General features: G+C 65.8%; 24 protein-coding genes, 2 tRNA genes and 1 pseudogene. 14 read left to right on the top strand and 13 right to left on the bottom strand.

Going from position 1 to position 23610, the window contains the following annotated elements:
* Positions 1-353: 353 nt before the first annotated feature.
* From rsmG to rpmH, 6 genes and pseudogenes are all read right to left on the bottom strand, one after another.
* Positions 354-1051 (bottom strand): annotated as a pseudogene (gene rsmG / locus DW307_RS06800) (16S rRNA (guanine(527)-N(7))-methyltransferase RsmG).
* The gene (locus DW307_RS06795) at positions 1011-1502 is read right to left on the bottom strand and encodes a Jag family protein (protein ID WP_021201388.1); all 492 of its coding nucleotides are present in this window, start codon (positions 1500-1502) and stop codon (positions 1011-1013) included. The pseudogene rsmG and the gene DW307_RS06795 overlap by 41 nt, the downstream one beginning before the upstream one ends.
* The gene (gene yidC / locus DW307_RS06790; RefSeq protein WP_021201387.1) at positions 1499-2569 is read right to left on the bottom strand and encodes a membrane protein insertase YidC; all 1071 of its coding nucleotides are present in this window, start codon (positions 2567-2569) and stop codon (positions 1499-1501) included. The genes DW307_RS06795 and yidC overlap by 4 nt, the downstream gene beginning before the upstream one ends.
* A 3-nt stretch (positions 2570-2572) precedes the next feature.
* Complete coding sequence (gene yidD, locus DW307_RS06785; protein WP_029259463.1) at positions 2573-2923, bottom strand: membrane protein insertion efficiency factor YidD; 351 nt, start codon at positions 2921-2923, stop codon at positions 2573-2575.
* Positions 2920-3276: a ribonuclease P protein component gene (gene rnpA, locus DW307_RS06780; RefSeq protein ID WP_021201385.1), complete on the bottom strand. Its 357-nt coding sequence runs from the start codon at positions 3274-3276 to the stop codon at positions 2920-2922. Before rnpA ends, yidD begins: the two co-directional genes overlap by 4 nt.
* Before the next feature lie 6 nt (positions 3277-3282).
* Positions 3283-3420, bottom strand: a complete 138-nt coding sequence (gene rpmH, locus DW307_RS06775) for a 50S ribosomal protein L34 (protein ID WP_013584598.1) — start codon at positions 3418-3420, stop codon at positions 3283-3285.
* 316 nt (positions 3421-3736) lie between these two features.
* On the opposite strand from rpmH, the gene dnaA reads away from it, so the two are divergent.
* The 7 genes from dnaA to DW307_RS06740 all read left to right on the top strand — a co-directional run bounded on the left by dnaA (position 3737) and on the right by DW307_RS06740 (position 13767).
* Positions 3737-5128, top strand: a complete 1392-nt coding sequence (gene dnaA, locus DW307_RS06770) for a chromosomal replication initiator protein DnaA (protein ID WP_017829913.1) — start codon at positions 3737-3739, stop codon at positions 5126-5128.
* A 497-nt stretch (positions 5129-5625) separates the two neighbouring features.
* Positions 5626-6768: a DNA polymerase III subunit beta gene (dnaN, locus tag DW307_RS06765; protein ID WP_021201384.1), complete on the top strand. Its 1143-nt coding sequence runs from the start codon at positions 5626-5628 to the stop codon at positions 6766-6768.
* A gap of 76 nt (positions 6769-6844) precedes the next feature.
* Positions 6845-8038, top strand: coding sequence for a DNA replication/repair protein RecF (gene recF, locus DW307_RS06760; RefSeq protein WP_031208177.1), 1194 nt, complete (start codon positions 6845-6847; stop codon positions 8036-8038).
* The gene (locus DW307_RS06755; protein WP_205810414.1) at positions 8031-8579 is read left to right on the top strand and encodes a DUF721 domain-containing protein; all 549 of its coding nucleotides are present in this window, start codon (positions 8031-8033) and stop codon (positions 8577-8579) included. Before recF ends, DW307_RS06755 begins: the two co-directional genes overlap by 8 nt.
* 118 nt (positions 8580-8697) lie before the next feature.
* Positions 8698-10767, top strand: a complete 2070-nt coding sequence (gyrB, locus tag DW307_RS06750; protein WP_021201381.1) for a DNA topoisomerase (ATP-hydrolyzing) subunit B — start codon at positions 8698-8700, stop codon at positions 10765-10767.
* A gap of 43 nt (positions 10768-10810) precedes the next feature.
* Positions 10811-13366, top strand: coding sequence for a DNA gyrase subunit A (gene gyrA, locus DW307_RS06745; RefSeq protein ID WP_021201380.1), 2556 nt, complete (start codon positions 10811-10813; stop codon positions 13364-13366).
* Positions 13363-13767 (top strand): DUF3566 domain-containing protein, encoded by a 405-nt coding sequence (locus DW307_RS06740; protein ID WP_017829919.1) that lies wholly within the window; start codon positions 13363-13365, stop codon positions 13765-13767. Before gyrA ends, DW307_RS06740 begins: the two co-directional genes overlap by 4 nt.
* Before the next feature lie 69 nt (positions 13768-13836).
* Here the strand turns inward: DW307_RS06740 and DW307_RS06735 are convergent, their stop codons facing one another.
* The gene (locus tag DW307_RS06735) at positions 13837-14547 is read right to left on the bottom strand and encodes a VIT1/CCC1 transporter family protein (protein WP_136024359.1); all 711 of its coding nucleotides are present in this window, start codon (positions 14545-14547) and stop codon (positions 13837-13839) included.
* Positions 14548-14672: 125 nt separating this feature from the next.
* Here DW307_RS06735 and DW307_RS06730 point away from each other — a divergent pair, with 125 nt between their 5' ends.
* From DW307_RS06730 to DW307_RS06705, 6 genes are all read left to right on the top strand, one after another.
* The gene (locus DW307_RS06730) at positions 14673-15941 is read left to right on the top strand and encodes a sensor histidine kinase (RefSeq protein ID WP_029259468.1); all 1269 of its coding nucleotides are present in this window, start codon (positions 14673-14675) and stop codon (positions 15939-15941) included.
* The gene (locus tag DW307_RS06725; protein WP_029259469.1) at positions 15929-16618 is read left to right on the top strand and encodes a LuxR C-terminal-related transcriptional regulator; all 690 of its coding nucleotides are present in this window, start codon (positions 15929-15931) and stop codon (positions 16616-16618) included. The genes DW307_RS06730 and DW307_RS06725 overlap by 13 nt, the downstream gene beginning before the upstream one ends.
* Complete coding sequence (locus DW307_RS06720; protein ID WP_136024358.1) at positions 16615-17571, top strand: DUF4097 domain-containing protein; 957 nt, start codon at positions 16615-16617, stop codon at positions 17569-17571. The genes DW307_RS06725 and DW307_RS06720 overlap by 4 nt, the downstream gene beginning before the upstream one ends.
* An 85-nt stretch (positions 17572-17656) precedes the next feature.
* Positions 17657-17730, top strand: a tRNA-Ile gene (locus DW307_RS06715).
* 26 nt (positions 17731-17756) lie between these two features.
* Positions 17757-17829: transfer RNA gene (locus DW307_RS06710), tRNA-Ala, on the top strand.
* Between the two features lie 252 nt (positions 17830-18081).
* Positions 18082-19335 carry a CDP-alcohol phosphatidyltransferase family protein gene (locus DW307_RS06705; protein WP_136024357.1) on the top strand — a complete coding sequence of 418 codons (1254 nt, stop codon included), beginning with the start codon at positions 18082-18084 and terminating at the stop codon, positions 19333-19335.
* Positions 19336-19341: 6 nt separating this feature from the next.
* Here DW307_RS06705 and DW307_RS06700 read toward each other — a convergent pair whose 3' ends face one another.
* From DW307_RS06700 to DW307_RS06685, 4 genes are all read right to left on the bottom strand, one after another.
* Positions 19342-19803 (bottom strand): GNAT family N-acetyltransferase, encoded by a 462-nt coding sequence (locus DW307_RS06700; RefSeq protein WP_136024356.1) that lies wholly within the window; start codon positions 19801-19803, stop codon positions 19342-19344.
* A gap of 30 nt (positions 19804-19833) precedes the next feature.
* Positions 19834-20208 carry an HNH endonuclease gene (locus DW307_RS06695; protein WP_136024355.1) on the bottom strand — a complete coding sequence of 125 codons (375 nt, stop codon included), beginning with the start codon at positions 20206-20208 and terminating at the stop codon, positions 19834-19836.
* A 35-nt stretch (positions 20209-20243) separates the two neighbouring features.
* Positions 20244-21368 carry a M24 family metallopeptidase gene (locus tag DW307_RS06690; protein ID WP_205810411.1) on the bottom strand — a complete coding sequence of 375 codons (1125 nt, stop codon included), beginning with the start codon at positions 21366-21368 and terminating at the stop codon, positions 20244-20246.
* A 166-nt stretch (positions 21369-21534) separates the two neighbouring features.
* Complete coding sequence (locus DW307_RS06685) at positions 21535-21981, bottom strand: hypothetical protein (RefSeq protein WP_021201371.1); 447 nt, start codon at positions 21979-21981, stop codon at positions 21535-21537.
* 137 nt (positions 21982-22118) lie between these two features.
* Between DW307_RS06685 and DW307_RS06680 the strand changes: the two genes are divergently transcribed.
* Positions 22119-22541: an NUDIX hydrolase gene (locus DW307_RS06680; protein WP_021201370.1), complete on the top strand. Its 423-nt coding sequence runs from the start codon at positions 22119-22121 to the stop codon at positions 22539-22541.
* Positions 22542-22565: 24 nt separating this feature from the next.
* Here DW307_RS06680 and DW307_RS06675 read toward each other — a convergent pair whose 3' ends face one another.
* Complete coding sequence (locus DW307_RS06675; protein WP_029268152.1) at positions 22566-23021, bottom strand: aminoacyl-tRNA deacylase; 456 nt, start codon at positions 23019-23021, stop codon at positions 22566-22568.
* A 56-nt stretch (positions 23022-23077) separates the two neighbouring features.
* Entirely contained in the window at positions 23078-23578 is a 501-nt protein-coding gene (locus tag DW307_RS06670) for a hypothetical protein (RefSeq protein ID WP_029259475.1), read from the bottom strand.
* Positions 23579-23610: the final 32 nt, after the last annotated feature.

Here is a 23610-nt window from a genome sequence, read left to right as displayed (position 1 = left end):
AGTGTTTCACGTGAAACATCTCCTCTAGTCTGCTCGACGAAGAAGTGCGCCGCGCAATGGGTGGCACTTCAGCGATCTCCGCGTCGAGCGGCGCCCAAGCCCCGATTTCCCCCAGATAGACATAGCAAGGACGGAGCACCGGTATGCTTGGCCCGCTCCCACCAGGATCCTCCGTTGGGAGCCCAACCGCATCCCCGGGTCGTCTGGCCTCTACGGAAAACAGGCGCCCGACAATTCATCACGTCCAAAGCCGACATCACTCCGGCGCGAGACAAACTGGCCCCGACAGCACGACACAGAAAAGCGGGGTGTTTCACGTGAAACACCCCGCCTTCCTGTGGAACTGGACGGTCCTAGCGAACGCGCGCGCGAACCACCCGGGTGGTCTCGGGGAGGATACCCTCCCCCAAGACCTCGACCCTCACATCCGTCAGACGGAACTTCTTGATCTGCTTCTGGGCCGCCTCGATCTCATTCGGTGCGTTCATTCCCTTGAGGAGAGCGAGTTCGCCGCCATCTCGAACCAGCGGAGCAGTCAACGGAACCAGGGTGCGCAGTGCGCTGACGGCGCGAGCAGTCACGACATCAAAGCCTTCCGCAGGACGTACATCCTCCGCACGCGATCGAAGAACGGTCACGTTCGAGAGCTCCAGTCCATCGACCTGCTCGTTGAGCCAGGTGACGCGTCGCTCCATCGGTTCAACAAGAGTCCACTGCACGTCCGGGCGGGCGATCGCGAGCACCAGGCCAGGAAGTCCGGCACCCGAGCCGATATCAGCGACGGAACCGTGGAAGAGGGGAGCAGCGATCACGCTGTTGAGGATGTGACGCGTCCATAGCCGTGGGAGCTCGAGTGGACCGATGAGGCCCCGCTCTTCCCCCTCGCGAGCGAGAGCTGAGGTGAACGAACGTGCCACATCGATGCGGTCTCCGAAGAGATCGGAAGCGACCGAGGGTTCCTGCTCCAGCTCACTCATGCCTGCCCCCGAAACGATGTTTCACGTGAAACATCAACGACGGCGAAGAACCGTGTGGCGGTCGGCGCCCTCACCGTAGGACTCGGAGACCAGACCCCGTTCGGCAGCAATGTCGTGCACCAGCTTACGCTCGTAACTCGACATCGAAGGCAGGGACGCCTGGGACGAGCCCTCGTCGAGCTTCGCGGCGGCGGCATCGACCAACGTCTCCAACTGACGGCGACGGGTGTCGCGGGAGCCGGCGATGTCGAGGATCAGTCGAGAGAACGACCCGGTCTTGCTCTGCACCGCGAGACGCGTCAGTTCCTGCAGCGCCTGCACCGTATCCGGGGCGGAGAGCAACGCCAATGCATCTCCCTCGGCCTCGACCGAGACATAAGCGCGGCCCTGACGAACGTCGAGGTTCAAGTCGCCATCGATGTCCGCGATGTCGAGAAGTTCCTCGAGATAGTCCGCGGCGACGTCGCCTTCGTTCTCGAGCTGAGCCACGGTGGGCTCGGTGCTGTCGGTCATGGTCTCGCTCATGAACCGCTCCCCTTCTTCTTCGCGCGCTTCTTGCCGACCGGCTGCTGACGCTTCGGTGCTTCCGCCTTGGCCTTCTCGGCCTCTTCGAGCAGACGCTGCTGCTCCGCCTCATAAGCGGCCATCGGGACGACCTTGCCCGAGGAATCGATGGCCTTGCCCTTGCGGGCGAGACGCTCCTCGCGAGCCTTGGCGGCTTCTGAACCGGGTGTCGGCATCTCGCGGATGACGAGGAACTGCTGGCCCATGGTCCAGAGATTCGAGATGAACCAGTACACGACGACGCCCAGCGGGAAGAAGACACCGGAGAAGATGAAGCCCAGCGGCAGCACGTAGAGCATGATCTTCTGCATCTGGTACGCCTGGCCGGTCTTGGCCTCGGGCGACAGGTTCTTCGAGATGATCTGCAGCTGTGTGAAGAACTGCGAAGCGATCATGAGGACGACGAGCGTGACCAGGATGACGATCGCCGTAGTGTTCTTCGCATCGATCGCATTGCCGAGGTTCTCGTGCAGCGAGGCGACGCCGAACAGCTTGGCGTCGTAGAACTCCTTCGTCAGCTCCGGGCTCAGGAGCCCGACGCCACCACCACCTGCCTTCGCATGCTTGCTCACATCGCTCAGCACGCTGTACAGCGAGAAGAAGATCGGCATCTGCACCAGCAGAGGCAGACAGCTCGACATCGGTGTCGTGCCGTGCTTCTTGTACAGCGCCATGGTTTCGCGGCTCATGGCCTCGCGAGAGAGCTGATCCTTCTTGCCGCGGTACTTCTCCTGAACTTTTCGCAGTTCAGGAGCAATTTCCATCATCTTTCGCTGACTCTTGATCTGCTTCACGAAAAGCGGGATCAGAGCGGCACGGACCACGACGACGAGTCCGACGATCGACAGCACCCAGGTGATGCCGGATGCCGCAGGAAGCCCGACGGCGGTGAACAGCCAGTGCCAGGCGACGAGGATGAGCTCGACGACCCACTTGAGCGGCCACAGGATGGTGCCGATCAGATCGAACCCACCTGCCGCGGGTTCGGGGCTGGGAGTCGCACTGGCGAGCAGAAGGTCAAGACCCACCGATCAGTCCTTTCGGGAAGGGACGACGAAACCGTGTGCAGTCAGGTCGTAACGGAAGTGGTCGTGCGGACGGACATCATCGACGCCGCCGGTAGTCCAGGGGTTGCAGCGGAGGATGCGCCATGCCGAGAGCGCTGCTCCCTTCACTGCACCGTGCTGCTGCACCGCACCTACAGCGTAGGCGGAACAGCTGGGATAGTACGCACAGACATCTCCGTACATCGGGGAGATGACCTTGCGATACGCGGTGAGGAATCCCAGCACGAGATTGCGCGGGATCACCGGGATGCTGCGGATCAGGTCCTGCGCGTGCAACTGCGCGGTCCCGACAGACGAGGCTGGAAGCGCGGTCATGCCGACACCGCGGCAGGAGCCGGCGTCAGTCTGCCCAAGCAGCGTTCGACATCGGCTCGAAGCTCCGCGAAGGAGGCCGTGGCAGACGCAGGAAGGGCACGGATGACGACATCCGTGCCCTCGGGAACACCCGGGAGCGCCTCCGCGCACACGGCTTTGAGCCGACGACGCACGGTGTTGCGCACCACAGCGGTGCCTACCTGCTTGCTGATGATGAATCCGAACCTTGCGGCTCTGCTCTCGCCCGTCGTCAGCATCGAGGTGATGACGCGCGCCCCGCCACAACGGGAACCGCGACGAACGACCAGACGATAGTCGCTCCCGCGGGTCAGCCGATACGGGCGGGCGAGCACAGCGGACTACGCAGAGAGCTCGGTGCGGCCCTTCGCACGGCGTGCAGCGAGGATGCCGCGGCCTGCACGCGTACGCATGCGGGCACGGAAGCCGTGCTTCTTGGCGCGACGACGGTTGTTGGGCTGGAAGGTGCGCTTGCTCATGGAATCACTCCGGGAATGCTGCCACCGGGTTCACTTCGACCGGAGACATGGGGTACTGCCAAAAATGGCATAAGTCAACCAAGTAAGGGTACGTCTTACCGGCGCGCAGAGCAAATCTGCGCGCTCCTCTGGTGGTCTTCCGGTACGAACCGCACAGCCATTATCCACAACCCCGGGTCGGCCGGCAGCTGCAACACGCACGCGTGTTTTCAAGGGCAGGTTGCCGTTCACAGCCGGGATGACTACCGTGGCATCCTAAGTTATCCACAGGGGACACGGCACGTCGACCCCGCCTCGATCACTCGTCCGGAGCGTCATGTCATCACCTGCCCAGCCCGACGTCCCCATCTGGACCACGGTGCAGGAGCTTCTGGTCGACGACGATCGGGTCACACCTCAGCTGCAGGGCTTCCTCAGTCTCGCCGTCCCGGCAGGGGTGATGTCAGCGACGCTGTATCTGGAAGTGCCGAACGATCTCACCGCGGCGCAGATCAACAAGCGCCTGCGCCTGCCGATCATGGAGGCCCTCTCGCACATCGGCGAAGAGGTCACGTCCTACCGCGTCGTCGTCAACCACGAGCTGGCAGAGCAGCAGACGGCGCCGATCGCGGTCGGCGACTTCGGGCGCCACGAGCAGGTGCGTGTCGAATCCCCCATGGAACAGCCGACCCAGCTGCGCCACGAATCGCGGCTGAATCCGAAGTACACCTTCGACAACTTCGTGATCGGACAGTCCAACCGCTTCGCGCACGCCGCCGCCGTCGCGGTCGCCGAAGCGCCGGCCAAGGCCTACAACCCCCTCTTCATCTATGGAGACTCCGGTCTCGGGAAGACCCACCTCCTTCACGCCATCGGCGACTACGCGCAATCCCTCTACGCAGGGGTCAAGGTCCGCTACGTCTCGAGCGAGGAGTTCACGAACGACTTCATCAACTCGATCGCGAACAACCGCGGCGCCGCGTTCCAGGCGCGCTACCGCGACGTCGACATCCTCCTGATCGACGACATCCAGTTCCTGCAGGGACGCGCCGAGACGCAGGAAGCCTTCTTCCACACCTTCAACACGCTGCACGATCACAACAAGCAGGTCGTGATCACCAGCGACGTGGCCCCGAAGCACCTGACCGGGTTCGAGGACCGTATGCGCAGCCGCTTCGAGTGGGGTCTGATCACCGACGTGCAGGCGCCCGACCTCGAGACGCGTATCGCGATCCTCCGGAAGAAGGCGCAGAGCGAGGCCCTCCATATTCCCGACGAGGTACTCGAGTACATCGCGACCGTGGTGTCATCGAACATCCGCGAACTGGAGGGCGCACTCATCCGGGTGTCGGCCTTCGCGAGCCTGAACCGCTCCGCTCTCGACATCTCCCTGGCGCAGACCGTGCTCCGCGACATCATCGACACGGCCGAGGACAACATCATCTCGCCGACCGACATCATCACGGCGACTGCACAGTACTTCAAGCTCACGGTCGACGACCTCTACGGCTCCAGCCGGTCGCAGCAGATCGCGACCGCCCGCCAGATCGCGATGTACCTGTGTCGCGAGCGGACCAGTCTCTCCCTGCCGAAGATCGGACAGCTCTTCGGCAACCGCGACCACACCACGGTCATGTACGCCTACAAGAAGATCAGCGAGCTCATGAAGGAGCGCCGCTCCATCTACAACCAGGTCACCGAGATCACCACGCAGCTCGGACGACGCTGACACGCCGCGTCTCCGAGAAAAGGGGAGGACAGCACCTGAACCGGTGCCGTCCTCCCCTTTTTTGTGAGCCCGACAGGGATTCTGATCGTCGGATAGATGCCTCTATGCACATGTGGATAACTTGTGGATGACCGTGGATTCCATCGGGACGAATGTGGGCTGATCACCCAAACCTGTGGATAACTCGGGGAGGGCCATCACCGACCGGAAAGCCCGGAACCCGCGGATTCCTCAGGGTTTCCACAACTGACAACTGTGTAGTTCCCTACTCGCCACTGCTATCCACCGAGTTATCCACAGTATCCACAGCTGTTAACACCGTTAAGGAGTTAAGTCATTCAAGGCGCGATCCGATCACCAGACGGTGGGGACAACTGGTCGACCGAATGACAGGAACCTCGGCGTAGGGATACGCCGGACTGTGGGGCTAGCATGGGAAGCCCTGCACCGGCAGGGGCGACGACAACGCGTCACAGTTCGACGACAAGGGAGCACCCGTGAGGTTTCAGGTCAACCGCGATGTCTTCAGCGAGGCTGTCTCGTTCGTCGTCAAGCTTCTGCCGCAGCGCAATCCTCAGCCGATCCTCGCCGGCGTCCTGATCGAAGCCGATGGTTCCGGTCTGACGCTCTCGGCATTCGACTACGAGGCTTCCGCCCGCACCACCATCGAGGCGACGGTCGAGACCCCGGGAACGATCCTGGTGCACGGCCGGCTTCTCTCGGACATCGCCAGCCGACTTCCGAACGCTCCGATCGAGATCGCCGTCGAGGAAGACGGGGGCATCGCGGTCACCTGCGGCTCCGCACGATTCACCCTCGCAGCCATGCCCGTCGAGGAATACCCCTCGATCCCCGAGGTGACCGGTTCCTCCGGTGTGGTCCCGGCCGACGACTTCGGCACGGCGATCGCCCAGGTCGGATTCGCCGCGTCGCGTGACGACGTGACTCCTGTGCTCACGGGTGTGCAGCTCGAGGTCTCGGGACACACCCTGAGCCTCGTCGCGACAGACCGCTACCGCGTCTCGCTGCGGGATGTGCCGTGGGACGGCGAGGCCGTCGAAGCCACCGCACTGGTCCCTGCCCGCACTCTGCTCGAGGTCGGCAAGACCTTCGGACACGCCGGCACGATCCAGGTGGCGTTCTCCGGAGCGGGCGACCGAGAGATCATCGCCTTCACCGCGGGCAACAAGACCGTCACTTCTCTCCTGATCAAGGGCAACTTCCCGCCTGTACGCCGACTGTTCCCCGAGCAGACCGACCACTACGCGGTCGTGAACACCGCAGACCTCGTCGAGGCCGTTCGCCGAGTCTCACTCGTGCTCGATCGTGCTGCTCCCCTGCGTTTCACGTTCTCGAACGACAGTGTGACGATGGACGCCTCCGGCGGAGACCACGCACGGGCATCCGAGTCGGTCGACGCGATCCTCTCCGGTGGCGATGAGGTCACGCTGGGCCTGAACCCGCAGTACCTGATCGAGGCTCTCGGCGCCGTCAAGAGCGAGTTCGTGCGCGTCACGTTCACGTCGAGCGACAACGCCAACAAGCTGAGCCCCGTGCTCATCACGAGCCAGACCTCGGTCGACCAGGCGGGTCTCGACTCGTTCAAGTACCTGCTCCAGCCGAACCTCCTCCTGCGCTGATCTTCTCCGCTTCATCCATACCCGGAACGTTCCTCGGGGAATCCGGACTGTCAGACCCCGAAGGTAGGCTGACTCCGTGATTGTGGAGCACCTGAGTCTGGTCGATTTCCGCAATTACGCGACCGCTGAACTCACCCTCCATCGCGGACCCAACGTGCTCGTCGGGCGCAACGGTCAGGGAAAGACGAATCTGGCAGAAGCCGTGGTATTCCTCGCCACGCTCGGGTCGCACCGGGTGTCATCTGATGCGCCGATGGTCCGCGATGGCCAGGAGTTCGCGGTGATCCGTGCCCGACTGTCGCACGGAGAGCGTCGCGTGCTCGCCGAGATCCAGGTGAACAGGCAGGGATCGAACAAGGCTCGCATCAACGGATCGCCGTCGAAGCCGAACGAACTCCCCCGCTACGCGCACGTCGTGCTGTTCGCTCCGGAAGACCTGCAGATCGTGAGGGGAGACCCCTCAGCTCGGCGCCGCTTCACCGATCAGCTCCTCATCCAGCGCACGCCGAGGCTCGCCGCTGTGCTCGCCGACTACGACCGCGTCCTGAAGCAGCGCAATGCGCTGCTGAAGTCGGCGCGTGCTCGCGGCGTTCGCGGCGAAGGTCTGAGCACTCTGGACGTCTGGGACGACAAGCTGGTCTCCCTCGGATCGGAGATCATCACCGCCCGTCAGCGCCTGGCGGCGGATCTGCAGCAGCCCGTGGCCGATGCCTACGAGGCGATCGCCGGTGCAGATCATCGTCCCCAGCTGGAATGGGCGCTCTCGGTGGGCGGCGGAGACCCCGAAGAGGGGGAAGAGGGAGCGGAAGGTGCCGAGACGGGGCCGTCCGCAGACAGACTCACCGATCCGATTCGTATCGCCGAGGTGTTCCGCGCATCCCTCGCGGCGAAGCGATCGAAAGAACTCGATCGCGGACTGACCCTCACCGGGCCGCACCGAGACGACCTGGTGCTGCGGGTCCGCGACCTCCCGGTCAAGGGATACGCCTCCCACGGGGAGTCGTGGTCGGTGGCTCTCGCCCTGCGGCTCGCATCGGCCGAGCTGCTCCGCAGCGAATCTCCCGCCGGCGATCCGGTGCTCATCCTCGACGACGTCTTCGCAGAACTCGACGCCGATCGGCGTCAGCGGCTGGCGGCCTTGACCGCCGGTTATGAGCAAGTGGTGGTCACGGCAGCGGTGGAGGAGGATATCCCCGAGGTGCTGCATGCCCACGTGGTACGGATCAGCGCCGGAACCATCAGCGACGAGCGGGAGGCGACGGATGACTGACGCGGCACGCCATCCGTCCGCTTCGAGCCCCTCGGCAGCGACTCCGGACACTCCCCCTCCGGTGGCCGATGTTCCCGAGACGATCGGCACCTATCTGCGGCTGCGCGGGCTGCAGCCGAGTTCCAAGAGCTGGAAACGCAAGCGACGCATCGCGACCGACGACGACAACGCACCTTTCACGCCCGGGCGAGACCCCGGCGCGCTCGGTGCGGTGCTCGACAAGCTGAGTCGTGACTCGGGCTGGCAGATCACCCTCGCGCGAGAAGATCTCGTACGCCAATGGGCTGATCTCGCAGGCGCAGACACCGCGAAGCACTCCGAACCCGTCTCCCTGGAGCGCGGCCTGCTCACCGTGAAGTGCGACTCGACCGCGTGGGCGAAGAACCTGCAGTTCATGCGGGCGACGATTCTCACCGAGATCGGCCGACGGTATCCCGATGCGGGCGTCGAGAACCTCCGCTTCATCGGACCGGACGTTCCCTCGTGGAAATGGGGTCCCAGAGCCGTTCCAGGACGGGGCCCGCGCGATACCTACGGGTAGGGCACCACGCGAGGGGGTCGAAAGGCTCAGAGGCCCACACACGGCCGTTGAGCGGCATTTCCCGATGAAACTCCGCTAGAATGGGAGTTCGTGATATCGATGTGGAGAATGCCCTCTGATGACGCCTGAATCCCCTGCTGACGAGACGGAATCGAACACCGGGGGAACCCCCGCAACCGAGGGCACCATCGCACCCAAGGCGAAGCAGCCGGGTGAGTACGGTGCGGATTCGATCCAGATCCTCGAAGGCCTCGAAGCCGTGCGCAAGCGCCCCGGCATGTACATCGGGTCCACCGGGCCTCGAGGACTCCACCACCTGGTCTACGAGATCGTCGACAACTCCGTCGATGAGGCACTGGCCGGTTACGCCGACACGATCTTCGTGACGATGCTCGCGGATGGCGGTGTGCGAGTCGTCGACAACGGTCGCGGCATCCCGGTCGACCCGCACTCGTCGGACCCCAACAAGTCGACGGTCGAGGTCGTGCTCACCATCCTGCACGCCGGTGGAAAGTTCGGCGGTGGCGCCTACGCCGTCTCCGGTGGTCTGCACGGTGTCGGCTCCTCCGTCGTGAACGCGCTGTCGACGCGCTTCGACGTCGAGGTCAAGCAGAAGGGCTTCGTCTGGCGGCACAGCTTCGCCGACGGCGGTATCCCCCAGCAGAAGCTCGAGAAGGGCGAAGCGACCGAAGAGACCGGAACGAGCATCACGTTCTGGCCGGACGCCTCGATCTTCACCGAGACGATCGAGTTCGAGTACGACACCCTCCGTACGCGGTTCCAGCAGATGGCGTTCCTCAACAAAGGCCTTCGCATCGAGCTGCGCGACGAGCGGGAGTCCTCCGCCTACGAGGTGGAGGAAGACGGGGCCACCGTCACCAAGCAGCCCGGCGACGTGTTCTTCTACGAACGGGGTCTCGTCGACTACGTCGAGTACCTCAACAAGGTGCGTCACGCCGAAGTCGTCAACGACGAGATCATCGCGTTCGAATCGGAGGACACCGAGCGCAAGATCTCGCTCGAAGTCGCGATGCAGTGGACCACGTCCTACACCGAGAACGTGTTCACCTATGCGAACACGATCAACACCCACGAGGGTGGAACGCACGAGGAGGGCTTCCGCGCGGCGCTGACCACCCTGGTCAACAAGTACGCCCGCGCGAACAACCTGCTCAAGGAGAAGGACGACAACCTCTCCGGCGACGACGTGCGCGAGGGCCTGACGGCGGTCATCTCGATCAAGCTCGGCGAACCGCAGTTCGAGGGCCAGACGAAGACCAAGCTCGGCAACACCGAGGCGAAGGCTTTCGTGCAGAAGGTCGTCGGCGATCAGCTCGGGGACTGGTTCGAGCGCAACCCGAACCAGGCGAAGAACGTCATCCGCAAGGCGATCGACGCCGCGACCGCTCGCCTCGCCGCCCGCAAGGCGCGCGAGACCGCCCGCCGCAAGAGCGTCTTCGAGTCGGCCGCCATGCCGGACAAGCTCAAGGACTGCACGAGCAAGGACCCGTCCATCAGCGAGATCTTCCTGGTGGAGGGTGACTCGGCCGGTGGCTCCGCGGTGCAGGGTCGCGACCCGCACACGCAGGCGATCCTGGCGCTGCGAGGGAAGATCCTCAACGTCGAGCGTGCGCGTCTCGACAAGGCCCTGGGCAACAAGGAAGTCCAGGCGATGATCCAGGCCTTCGGCACGGGCATCGGCGAAGAGTTCGACATCGAGAAGGCGCGCTATCACAAGATCGTGCTGATGGCCGATGCCGACGTCGATGGCCAGCACATCACCACGCTGCTGCTGACGCTGCTCTTCCGCTACATGCGCGGTCTGATCGAGGCCGGCTTCGTGTACCTCGCGATGCCGCCGCTGTACCGCCTGAAGTGGTCCAACTCCGCGCACGAGTACGTGTTCAGCGACGCCGAGCGCGATGCCCTGCTCAAGCACGGCATCGACAACGGCAAGCGGATCCCGAAGGACGCCGGCATCCAGCGGTACAAGGGTCTCGGTGAGATGAACCCGAAGGAGCTGTGGGAGACGACGATGGATCACACCACGCGCACCCTGCAGCAGATCACCATCGAGGATGCCGCCGCGGCCGACGAGATCTTCAGCGTGCTGATGGGCGAGGACGTCGAGTCCCGACGCAGCTTCATCCAGCGCAACGCCAAGGACGTCCGCTTCCTCGACATCTGATGCCCGCGGGCTCAGACCAGATGTGTGACAGAGAGATTGATTCATGACTGACGAAGAACGCACCGAGCCGGAACACGATCACGGCAAGATCGATCAGGTCGACCTGCAGTCGGAGATGCAGCGCAGCTACCTCGACTACGCGATGGCCGTCATCGTGGGGCGCGCGCTCCCCGACGTGCGCGACGGGCTCAAGCCCGTGCACCGCCGTGTGATCTACGGCATGTACGACGGCGGCTTCCGCCCCGACAAGTCGTTCTCGAAGTGCGCCCGTGTGGTGGGCGAGGTCATGGGCCAGTACCACCCGCACGGCGACTCGGCGATCTACGACGCCCTCGTGCGACTGGTGCAGCCGTGGTCGCTGCGGTATCCGCTGGCTCTCGGCCAGGGCAACTTCGGGTCCCCGGGCAACATGGGCGCGGCAGCCCCGCGATACACCGAGACCAAGATGGCCCCGCTCGCGCTCGAGATGGTGCGCGACATCGAAGAAGACACCGTCGACTTCACCGACAACTACGACGGCCAGACGCAGGAGCCGACGGTCCTCCCGGCCCGCTTCCCGAACCTGCTCGTCAACGGCTCGGTCGGTATCGCGGTCGGCATGGCCACGAACATCCCCCCGCACAACCTGCGCGAGGTGTCCGATGCGGCGCTCTGGGCACTCGACAACCCCGGCATCTCCCGTGAGGAGCTGCTCGAAGGTCTCATCCAGCGCGTCCCCGGTCCCGACTTCCCGACCGGTGCGCAGATCCTCGGCACCAAGGGCATCCACGAGGCGTACCGCACGGGTCGCGGCTCGATCACGATGCGCGCGGTCGTCAACGTCGAGGAGATCCAGGGCCGCACCTGCCTCGTCATCACCGAGCTGCCGTACCAGGTGAACCCCGACAACGTGGCGGTGAAGATCGGCGACCTCGCCCGTGACGGCAAGATCACCGGCATCGCCGACATCCGCGATGAGTCGTCGGACCGCACGGGTCAGCGTCTGGTCGTCGTGCTCAAGCGCGACGCGGTCGCGAAGGTCGTGCTGAACAACCTCTACAAGCACACGCAGCTGCAGGAGAACTTCGGCGCGAACATGCTCGCGATCGTCGACGGTGTGCCGCGCACCCTCGCGATCGACGGTTTCATCACGCACTGGATCTCCCACCAGATCGACGTGATCGTCCGCCGCACCGAGTTCCGTCTGCGCGAGGCCGAGAAGCGCATGCACATCCTGCGCGGATATCTGAAGGCGCTCGACGCCCTCGACGAGGTCATCGCGCTCATCCGCCGCTCGCAGACCACGGCGGATGCGAACGAGGGACTCCAGAAGCTCCTCGACATCGACGAGATCCAGGCCGACGCGATCCTGCAGATGCAGCTGCGCCGTCTTGCGGCTCTCGAGCGTCAGAAGATCATCGATCAGGCGAACGAGCTCGAAGCGCAGATCACCGATTACAAGGCGATCCTGGCCGACGAGGGTCGTCAGCGCACCATCATCCGCGAAGAACTGACGGGCATCGTCGACCGCTTCGGCGACGAGCGTCGCACGCACATCCTGCACGGCTTCGACGGCGATGTCTCGATGGAAGACCTCATCGCCGAAGAGGAGATGGTCGTCACCGTCACGCGCGAGGGGTACATCAAGCGCACGCGCAGCGACAACTACCGTTCTCAGCACCGTGGCGGCAAGGGCGTCAAGGGTGCGCAGCTGCGCGCGAACGACATCGTCGAGCACTTCTTCGTGACGACCACGCACCACTGGCTGCTGTTCTTCACCGACAAGGGGCGCGTCTACCGCGCGAAGACCTACGAGGTGCCCGAGGCCGGACGCGACGCGAAGGGCATGCACGTCGCGAACCTGCTCGCCCTGCAGCCGGACGAGAACATCGCCCAGGTGCTCGACATCCGCGACTACCAGGTGGCCGACTACCTGGTGCTGGCGACCCGTGAGGGCCTCGTCAAGAAGACGCGACTCGAGGCGTACGACACCAACCGCCAGGGCGGCGTCATCGCGATCCGTCTGAACGACGAGGACGAGCTCGTCAGCGCATTGCTCGTGAACGCCGAGGACGACATCCTCCTCATCAGCCGCCGCGGCATGTCGGTGCGCTTCGAGGCGACCGATGAGGCCCTGCGGCCGATGGGTCGGGCGACGGCCGGTGTCCGCGGCATGAAGTTCAAGATCGACGAGGACTGCCTGCTCTCGGCATCCGTCGCAGCTCCGGGCAAGTTCGTCTTCGTCGTGACCGACGGAGGCTACGCGAAGCGCACCGCGGTGGAGGAGTATCGGGTGCAGGGACGCGGCGGAACAGGCATCAAGGTCGCCAAGCTCAACGACGATCGGGGCACTCTCGCGGGTGGTCTGATCGTCTCCGAGGACGACGAGGTCTTGGTGGTTCTCTCCAGCGGCAAGGTGGTACGCTCTGCCGTGGCCGAGGTCCCCGCCAAGGGTCGAGACACCATGGGAGTGGTGTTCGCCCGGACGACGGAGGCCGATCGCATCCTCGCCATCGCCCGTAACGGTGAGCGTGGCCTCGCCGAAGACGAGGCGGATGCGGAGGATGCCGAGACCCAGGCCCCCGAGACGACACCGACCCCCGAGGATACAGACGCATGAGCACAGTGGCCGACAAGCTGGCGAAGAAGTCGACCCGCAAGACCAGCGGCAAGCAGGTACGCCTCCGACTGGTCTACGTGGACTTCTGGTCGGCCGTGAAGCTCTCGTTCCTCGGAGCGGTGGCCCTCGCGGTCGTCACGATGGTCTCGTTCTTCCTCATCTTCCTGGTGTTCCAGGCGACGGGGATCATGACCACGGCGGAGAGCTTCCTGCTCGGCATCACCGACAACACGTTCGTGCTCTCCGAGGTCGTCGGACTTCCGCAGGTGATGGCGTTCGCGGCGGTTGTCGCGATCCTGAACCTCATCGTCTTCACGGTGCTCGGCGCCGTCGTCGCGGGAATCTACAACCTCGCAGTGAAGGTCACGGGCGGACTGCTCGTCGGCTTCATGTCGAACTGATCATCGGAACGTTTCACGAAGGGCGGGTGCTTCGGCATCCGCCCTTCGCTGTTTCTCTTCGCGCTTTCTCTAGACGACGCCCGTCGTGCCGAGAAGCGTGCCGATGAGCCAGGTCGCCGCCAGGGCGAGCCCACCACCGATCACCAGTCGGACCGATGCTCGCACGGGCGCCGAACCTCCGATCTTCGCGGACAGTGTTCCCGTGACGGCCAGGGCGAGGAGGACGGCGACGAAGGTCACCGGAACCCGCCACTCCGGCGGCGGAAGGAGGATGGCGAGCAAGGGCAATAGCGCGCCGAGGGTGAAAGCGATCGCCGACGACATGGCCGCATGCCAGGGATTGACGAGGTCGTCCTGGTCGATGCCGAGTTCGACCTCCAGGTGCGCGGCGAGGGCATCGTGCGCGGTGAGCTCTTCGGCCACCTGTCGCGCCGTCTCGTCCGAGAGCCCCCTCTCGCGATAGAGCTGCGTGAGTTCATCGAGCTCCACAGCGGGCATCGTGCGCAGCTCCTCGCTCTCTTTCGCGATGAGGGCGCGTTCGCTGTCTCGCTGACTGCTCACCGAGACGTACTCCCCGAGGGCCATGGAGATGGCTCCGCCGACCAGGCCGGCGATACCCGCCGTGAGGAGCGCCGCGTTGTCGGTCGTGGCACCGGCGACCCCGACCACGAGGGAGGCGACCGAGACGATGCCGTCGTTCGCTCCGAGAACTCCCGCACGCAGCCAGTTCAGTCGCTGACCGAGACCGGCACCGTGCGGTTCACCTTCATGCGCTGTCATGCCCCCAGTGAAGCAGACGGTGGCCGGAGAAGGAGGAAGTCCGCGACGGGCATTACGGAAAACCCGAAGTCGAGTGTCCGGTTGACTCGGTATCGAGCCCATCCGGCCCGCCGTACCTTGGAACCATGACCACTCAGACTGCGACTCCGACTCCCGCAACGGCGGTGAAGCCGCCGTTGCGCATCTTCCTCACGATCCTGCATCTGGCAGGTGTCGGCATCCTCGGTGGTGCCATCTTCGGCATGCTCGGCGGGCTCCTCGGCACGGGCCTCGGACTTCTCTTCGCCGCCGGTATCGGGCTCATCATGCTGGTGGGACTGGTCTACGCGCTCTACGGTGTGGGCTGGTTCGAAGTCGCTCGTGTCGGTGCGCTGTACCGCACGCCGATCGCACCGCTGCGTCTGCAGCCGCGCGACCGTCCCGGCTTCGTCGGTTGGTTGCGAGCTCTCGGCCGCCAGGCCATCGACGGGCGCATGTGGCGCGCGGTCGCGAACTTCGCCATCTCGGCGCTTCTCGGCTGGGTGGTGCTTCGCCTGTTCTGGGGTCTGGTGTGGTCGATCATCATCTCGTTCGCTCCCCTCACCGCGGCGGATTCGGTCATGGGACCGTTCGGTGGGGGAGGCATCCCCGTCGCATGGGCGCCGCTGATCGGCATCTTGGGAATCGCGGCCTGCGTCGTCGGGACGATCGGCTTGGCGCTGCTGCACCGCACGCTCTCGCTCGCGATCGTGATCCGCAGCAAGGAGACCGAGCTCACCGAGCGCGTGCGCACCTCGACCGCGCAGCGGGAGGGCGCCGTGCGCGCCGCCGACGTGGAGCGCACCCGCATCGAGCGCGACCTGCACGACGGTGTCCAGCCCCGACTCGTGTCGGTCGGCATGACGCTCGGCCTCGCGCAGCAGAAGATCGACAACGATCCCGAGGCCGCGAAGGAGCTCATCAACGAGGCGCACACCTCGACCAAGGCGGCCATCACCGAGCTGCGTCAGCTGGCTCGGGGCATCCACGCCTCGGTGCTCGATGACAGAGGCCTCGACGCTGCACTGTCGGCACTCGCCGGACGCTCGCACATTCCCGTGCACCTGGATGTGCGCATGGACGGGCGATGCAGTCGCGAGGCCGAGGCTGCCGTGTACTTCTCGATCGCCGAGTCGCTGACCAACGCGGCGAAGCACTCGAGAGCCAGCGAAGCCCGCGTGATCGTGCGGATTCGAGAGGGCAACACGCTCTGGGCACGCGTCGAGGACAACGGCATCGGCGGCGCTCAGGTGCAGCCCGGCGGCGGGCTCGACGGCATCGCGAATCGCATCCTGGCCGCAGGGGGAACCTTCCGCCTCGACAGTCCGCAGGGCGGACCGACCAGCCTGGAGGTGAACGTACCGTGCGCATCCTGATCTGCGAGGACTCGGTCCTCCTGCGCGAGGGCCTGGTCCGTCTGCTCGAAGACGCCGGCCATGAGGTGGTCGCCGCCCTCCCCGACATCGAGGGTCTCGACCAGGCCGTCGCCACTACGACCCCCGACCTGTGCATCCTGGACGTGCGTCTCCCCCCGACGTTCACCGATGAAGGCATCCGGGCCGCTCTCGGTCTGCGCTCGACGCATCCGTCTCTCGCGATCCTGGTGCTCTCGCAGTACGTCGAAGAGCGGTATGCGTCGGATCTGATCGCGGCGCAGGGTGGGCCCCTCGGCTACCTGCTCAAGGATCGGGTCGCCGACGTCTCCGAGTTCCTCGCCTCGGTGCAGCGGATCTCCGAGGGCGCCACCGTGCTCGACCCCGAGGTCGTCGCCCAGCTGCTGACCCGCCGCAACCGCGACGATCGAATGCTGCGGCTCACGGAACGCGAGCGCACCGTGCTCGCACTGATCGCCGAGGGCAAGTCGAACCAGGCGATCGCGGGGCTGCTGTTCCTCTCCGAGGCGAGTGTCGAGAAGCACATCACCTCCATCTTCCAGAAGTTGGGCTTCGAGCAGGACGAGGCGGGAAACCGTCGCGTGCTCGCCGCCCTCGCACACATCGAGAACACCGGCGGCCCGACGCCGCCGACAGGCCAGACAGGAGTGGCACGATGACCACCGACAACAACGGCACCCCGGGCGAGCACGCCCCACTCACCCCGCCGCCGCCCTCCCCGCCCCAAGGAACGGCCCCGCAGGCGGGTCCGTCCTCTCCTGCCGCGCCTTCTACAGGCGCGTCCACTCCTTCCGCGCCGACCAACGGGCGCACCCCAGGGGCGACCGCGGTCATGGTGGTGACCGCGGTGGTCGGGGGGATCGCGCTTCTCGGGGCCGGCGGCACGGCTGCTGCCGCGGCGGCCGGGACCATCGTGTCGTCGAGTCGTCCGGACTCCGTGCAGAGCGTGGACGTCGACGGGCTGGACAGCATCGACCTCGCCGCCGATGCCAGCAGCATGCGGATCGAGTTCGGCGACGTCGACGAGGCCGCACTCGCCATCACGAACGGGCGCGGTACACCGTGGACGTTCGAGCGCGATGGCGACGAGCTGGTCGTCCGGAGTCCACAAGGAGTCTTCGGGTGGTGGCTCGGCGGCTGGTTCGGTGATGAGGAGATCGCCGTGCTCACGCTCCCGGAAAGTCTTCGCGACGCAGGACTCGACGCCGACCTGAACCTCGATGCGGGCAGCCTCGACGTGAACGGCGACTTCGGTGTGCTCGACGTCAGCGTCAACGCCGGAGCGCTCGACGTCGAAGGGGCCGCGAAGGAACTCGATGTGCAGATGAGCGCCGGCCGCGCCGACATCCTCCTCGACGGCGTCTCCCAGGCGGACCTCGGCGTCTCCGCCGGCGATCTCACGGTCGAGCTCACGGGTACTCCCCCGACCCGGACGGCGATCGACGTGAGCGCCGGCACCCTCGATCTGACCGTTCCCGACGTGGAGTACGCGATCTCTCAGGAGATCAGCGCGGGCACGCTGAATGCCGAGGTCGACGAGGCTTCGAGCGCGCGGAGGACGATCGAGGTCTCGCTGTCGGCCGGCACCGCGACCATCCGACCGGGCCGCTGAACACGCTCGAGGGGGAGGACACTCCCGGGTGCTCCCCCTCGATTCGGATTTTCCGTATTTCTCCGGTAAAGTCTTGGAGGTTGACGGGGCTATAGCTCAGGCGGTTAGAGCGCTTCACTGATAATGAAGAGGTCCCAGGTTCAAGTCCTGGTAGCCCCACTCCTTAACTCAAGAAAATCCCTCACGGGGCCTTAGCTCAGTTGGTAGAGCGCCTGCTTTGCAAGCAGGATGTCAGGAGTTCGAATCTCCTAGGCTCCACAGGATCGAGAAGCCCCCGGCCCCCGGCCGGGGGCTTCTTCTGTTGAGGCGGGTGTCGACCCATCGCGTCTGCCTGGTTGTGCATCTCCGCCCACGGGGGGACGCGAATCGTCCCGGTGGACGACGCGAGGGAGTGAATACTTCACGTAGCGTGTTACCCATGTAGAGCTTGCCTCGTGCTGAGCTGCTTCAGATCAATGTCGCCCCCGCACATGGCAGGGCCGGCTCCAGCTCGCAAGACTCAGGAGACACATGGACATCCTCGAATGGGTGAGGACGACCGCATCAGCCCTTCCCGACCCTCTGGTCTGGGCCCTCGGCGGATTGTTCGCCTTCCTCGAGAACGGCTTGGGCCTCGGCTTCTTCCTGCCCGGTGAGACGATCGTCGTCTTCCTCTCCGCTTCGCTCTCCGACGTCTGGGCGGTGGTGGTGATGTTCCTCGTGGTCGTCGTCGCGGGAAGCGCGGGAGACCACGTCGGCTATCTCCTCGGGCGACACTTCGGCGTCGGCATGCGTGACCTCAAACTGGTCAAGCGACTCGGGATCGATCGATGGGATCGGGCCGTCGAGATCCTCCACCGGCGCGGTGCGATCGCCGTCTTCCTCACACGACTCGTCCCTGTCGTTCGCACGTTGACCCCGGCTGCTGCGGGCGTCGCGAAGGTGAGGTACCCGTCGTTCCTGCTCGCCTCGCTCGCCGGAGCAGCGACCTGGGCTGCGATCTACGTCAGCGTCGGGTTCCTGTTGAGGGCATCCCTCGACGCCGTCACCAAGGCGCTGGGACCGATCAGCAACGTGCTGCTCCTCGTCGTGGTCGCCGGCGTCATCGTCTTCTTCGTGGTGCGATTCATCCGCACCCGGTCGCTCGCACGCGCCGTCGATGCGACCGATGATGCTGCGCCCATCCAGCCCACCGTCGTCGACCGTCTCTTCCGTGAAGACGAATGGCGCACGTGGCCCAACCTCATCACCGGGATCCGCCTGCTCCTGCTGCCGGTGTTCCTCTGGCTGATCACCGCCAGGATGCTGTGGGCCGCGCTGGTCGTCATCGGCCTGGTCTTCCTGACGGATTGGCTCGACGGTTGGCTCGCGCGGCGGACGAACAGCGTCTCCGCCCTCGGCACCTGGCTCGATCCGGTCGCCGACCGGATCACGGTGGTCGTCACGGCCGTCGCCTTCACGCTCGGGCATCTCATCCCGTGGGAGACGCTCGTGCTGCTGCTCATCCCCGACGTCCTGCTCGGATCGGCCGCCCTGCTCTTCTTCCGAGGAAACCCGGCAGTCCCGGTCACGATGGTCGGGAAGGTCCGGACGGCTCTGATCTTCGTCGGACTCCTCGGCGTCCTCCTCGGCAGTGCGCTGAGTGAGTCGGGTCTGGAATCGCTGAGCTGGATCGTCGGGATGTCGTTCCTGCTGTTCCTGATCGGGATCGTCGGTCACTACATCGCGGCGTCCCAGTACGCCCGTGCCATGATCACGCAGAAGCTGAGTGTGCGCGAAGGCTGAAGCTCGTCAGGCCTCGGTGCCCGTCTCGAGGTCGATCTCGTAGTGGATCATCCCCGAGCGGGCGGCGAGGCGGTCGTAGAGTCCGCGCGCGGTGGTGTTCGTCTCGGCCGTGAGCCAGTAGACCTTCGCCGCGCCCTGCTGCTCAGCCCATGCGCGGACGTGCGCGATCAGAGCCCGGCCGACCCCGCCACCGCGCACGCCGGGTGCGACGAACAGGTCTTCGAGGTAGCAGTAGTCCGTCGTCGCCCACGTCGAGGGGTGCGTCAACCAGTGGACGATCCCCACTGCGGTGCCGCTCTCGTCGCGGGCGAGCGCGCCATGGACGCCGGAATCGGCGTCGATGAGGCGTTCGAAGGTGGCATCCGTGGTCGCGGGGTCGAGGGCTTCCTCATAGAAGGACAGATAGCCGCTCCACAGGTCGTCCCACTCGGCACGGTCCTCGGTCGTGATCGGTGCGATCGTCGTCATGACTCGAGAGTAACGAAGTGGTGCGGAGGTTCACTCGACGGGTCGAAGGCTCCGCAGGATCGCGGCGTGACGAACCAGGAACGTGCGTTCGTCGAGCTTCTTGCGCCGCAGCCAGCCGGTGACCTCGTCGTTGTGCTTGCTCGCGTTGCACGAGGCGCACGCCGGGACGACGTTCTCGAGCGTGTAGCGGCCGCCGCGCGACACGGGTTGGATGCAGTCGCGTTGCAGGGCGGCACCGTCCCCACCGCAGTACGCGCACCCGCCCCAGGCATCCATCAAGTCGTACCACTGCTCGTCGGTGAGGTCGTTGTCGACGCGGGCGAGCCGGTTCTGTCGGCGCTTGGCATAGCGGGCACGGGTCGCCGGCGACGCGGTGGCGGAAGAGACCTTGCGGCGGCGGCGCATGGGCCGATGCTATCGCGGTGAGCGCTCGACGCGCCTCAGCCCTGGCCTACCGAGGTCAACTCATGTGGCGCGAGATTCAACCGCTCGCCGCCGACCGCGGTCACGACCACGATGTCCTCGATGCGGGCACCCCAGGAGCCGGCGAAATAGATACCTGGCTCGATGCTGAATGCCATGCCCTCGCGAAGCACCAGGTCGTTGCCCGGAGCGATGTACGGCTCCTCGTGCACCGAGACGCCGATGCCATGGCCGGTGCGGTGCAGGAACGCCTCACCCAGCCCGGCGTCGGCGAGAACGTTTCGCGCCGCAGCATCCACCTCCGCCGCGGTGGCGCCAGGACGCACGGCGTCCACTGCTGCCTGCTGAGCGCGTACGAGCACCGCGATGCGCTCGGCGGCAGCGGGGTCGGGAGTGCCGGCGACGTAGGTCCTGGTGCTGTCGGAGTTGTAACCGCTCGGCACTGCCCCTCCGATGTCGACCACCACGATGTCGCCGTCCTCGATCACGCGGTCCGAGACCTCGTGGTGCGGATCGGCGCCGTTCGGGCCGGATCCTACGATGACGAACTCCACCGTGCGGTGTCCTTCGGCGACGATGGCATCGGCGATGTCGGCGGCGACCGCGCGCTCGGTGCGTCCGGCCCGAAGCCACTCGTGCACGCGGCGGTGCACCGCATCGATCGCCTCTCCGGCGCGGCGAAGCTCGGTGATCTCCTCGGCGTCCTTGACCATGCGGCCCTCGCGGAGCACGGGCGTCGCGAGTTCGAGACGCACACCCAGTCGCTCACCGATCGGGATCACGTGCAGGGCGGGGAGGGCATCGGAGACGCCGACGCGCGACACGGTGCCGACGGATGCGGTGATCAGTGCGTACGGGTCTTCGCCGTCGACCCAGTCGGCGACGGCGAGTGCGAGCTCTCCGACCGCCGTGGTGCGCACCTTCGCGAGTTCCATCCGCGGGACCACGATCGTCGGCGCGACGTCGGGGCCGATGACCAGCGCAGTGAGTCGTTCGATGGTGTCGCCTTCGACGCCCACCAGATACTGCAGATCGGGACCCGGACCCACGATGATGGCGTCGAGCCCGGCCTCGGCAGCGAGGGATGCGGCACGGCTGAGGCGGGCGGCGTACACGGAAGCGGGGAAGGGCAATGTGCTCACGGGCTCCACGCTACTGCGCGCGTGCTCGCAGGGCATCCGATTCGCGGTTCGATCCGCTCCGCGCGCACGGTCGGGGCTGAGCGACTCGCCCCGGTCGCAATGCCGCAGATCATCGACGGCTGAACGGAGGGGGCGCGGTCGTTCAGCCGCTCCCCCTCCGCGGTGGTCAGCTGATGGCGACGCGGATGCGCTCGGCGAGGAACTCCAGATCGGCCTTCGTGAGGTCGGTCACCGCGTAGGCAGTAGGCCAGACGGTGCCGTCGTCGAGGTTCGAGATGGGCTCGAACCCGAACGTGCCGTAGCGCACCTTGAATTTACTGGCCGGCTGGAAGAAGCAGAGCACCTTGCCGTCGCGGCCCCATGCCGGCATTCCGTAGTAGGTGCGCGGTACGAGCTCCGGGGCGACCTCCGAGACCAGGGCGTGCAGCTTCTTCGACAGCGCCTGGTCTTCGGGAGTGAGCTTCTCGATCGCCTCCTTGATGTCGGCCTCTCCCGCCGCTCGAAGCTCTTCCGGGGACTTCTTCGCGCGGGAGCGCCGGGTGCGGGCCTCCTTCGCGGCGGCCTGCATGGCCTCGCGTTCCTCAGCGCTGAAGTTCTTCTCTTTCTCGGCCATGATCGGTCCTCTCGACGTGCGTCCGGTGTGCAGATCACACTACGGACGCCGGGTGGCGATGCGCTTCTCGATTCATGATCGATCTCGGCAGGACGCACGGTCATCGACTGTCGTCGCCGACGGATAGTGTGTGATCCATGGACCTGCGTGTGGCGGCGTACGCGGTCGTCACCGATGACGACGGGCGGTTGCTGCTGGCGCGCTGGACCGAGGGTCGCCGGGTGGCATGGACGATGCCGGGCGGCGGACTCGAAGCGGGAGAGTCTCCGGAGGATGCCGTGCGTCGTGAGCTGCGCGAGGAGACCGGTTACACGGTCAAGGTCGGTGAACTCCTCGGCATCCACTCGCGGGTGATCCCCGCCGGTCGACGCGTGCAGAAGGCTGCAGATCCGCTGCATACCCTGCGGATCCTGTATCGGGCCGAGGTCACGGGCGGCAAACTGCGCTTCGAGACCGGCGGCTCGACCGACATGGCGGAGTGGTTCCCCCTGAAGGCGGTTGCCGAGCTGCAGCGCGTCAAGCTGGTCGACATCGCCTTGCGGATGGCCGGCATCCTCTGACAGGAGCTGCGCCGCCGCCCGGGATCAGCGCTCTTCGGGGACGGAGATGTCGGCGACGGTGGCGCCGTAGGCCGCGAGCAGGTCGTCGGCGTCGACGAACAGGCTGTATCCGTGGGCTCCTGCGCCCATGGCGATGCGCTGACCGACGATCGACTCGTCGGCGTAGATCGGCCAGTCCGTGGTGCTGCCGATCGGCACGATGGTTCCGCGTTCGTAACCGGTGGCCGCGAGCGCCAATGCGGGCTCCGGCAATCGCAACTTGTTCACCCCGACCAGCGCGCGCAGCTTCGGCCAGGAGATCGAGCGGCCGCCGGGTACCAGGGCGAACAGGAAGGTGTCATCGGACCGCTTCACCACGAGGGTCTTCACGATGCCCGACGGAGGGATGCCGAGGAGCTCGGCCGCCTCGAACAGGCTGCCGGCGGCGGGACGTTCACGGATCTCGATGTCGAGCCCTCGAGCGGCCGCCGCGTCCCGCACCCGTGCATGCTGATCGCCTCCGTCACCGGAGGCGACGGAGGCGGGATCAGACGGGGTCACGCGTCGGGTGCGGCGAGCGGGTCGTCCGCGACCCAGAGCTCATCGTCGGCGCGCAGAGTCTGCCACGCGGCGTAGAGCACACCGACGGCCGCAGCAGCGCCGAGGATGATCGCGATGACGGAGCCGAGGCCCGGTCCCGACTTCTGCGGCTTGGTCGCCTTGCGCACCTGCACGGCGACGCCGTGGCGCTTGGCGTTGGCGACGTCCCACGCGCTGAGTGCCGAACCGACAACTCCGCCCACGATCGGGACGAACTTGTCGTCGACGACGTGCTTGCCGATCTTCACGCCACGATCGACGACCGGGGCGACACGGCGGTTGTACGTGTCCTGGATGACCGGCACGACCTGCTCACGATTGAGGTTGCCGAGCTGACGGCCGGCCTCACGGGCGACATCGGCGGCGTGACCGACGAGCACCTGCTGGTTCTCCCAGAGCTGGTTCGCGTCGTTCTGAAGACGACGCAGTTCCTTCTTCCGCTTGCGGCTGAGGCTCACGATGCTCTCCTGTCCATTGGAGTACGGGTTCC

Origin of the sequence: Microbacterium sp. K27, assembly GCF_004794435.1 — a bacterium.
GTDB classification, from domain to species: domain Bacteria; phylum Actinomycetota; class Actinomycetes; order Actinomycetales; family Microbacteriaceae; genus Microbacterium; species Microbacterium maritypicum_A.
This window is presented reverse-complemented; position numbering and strand designations above follow the sequence as displayed.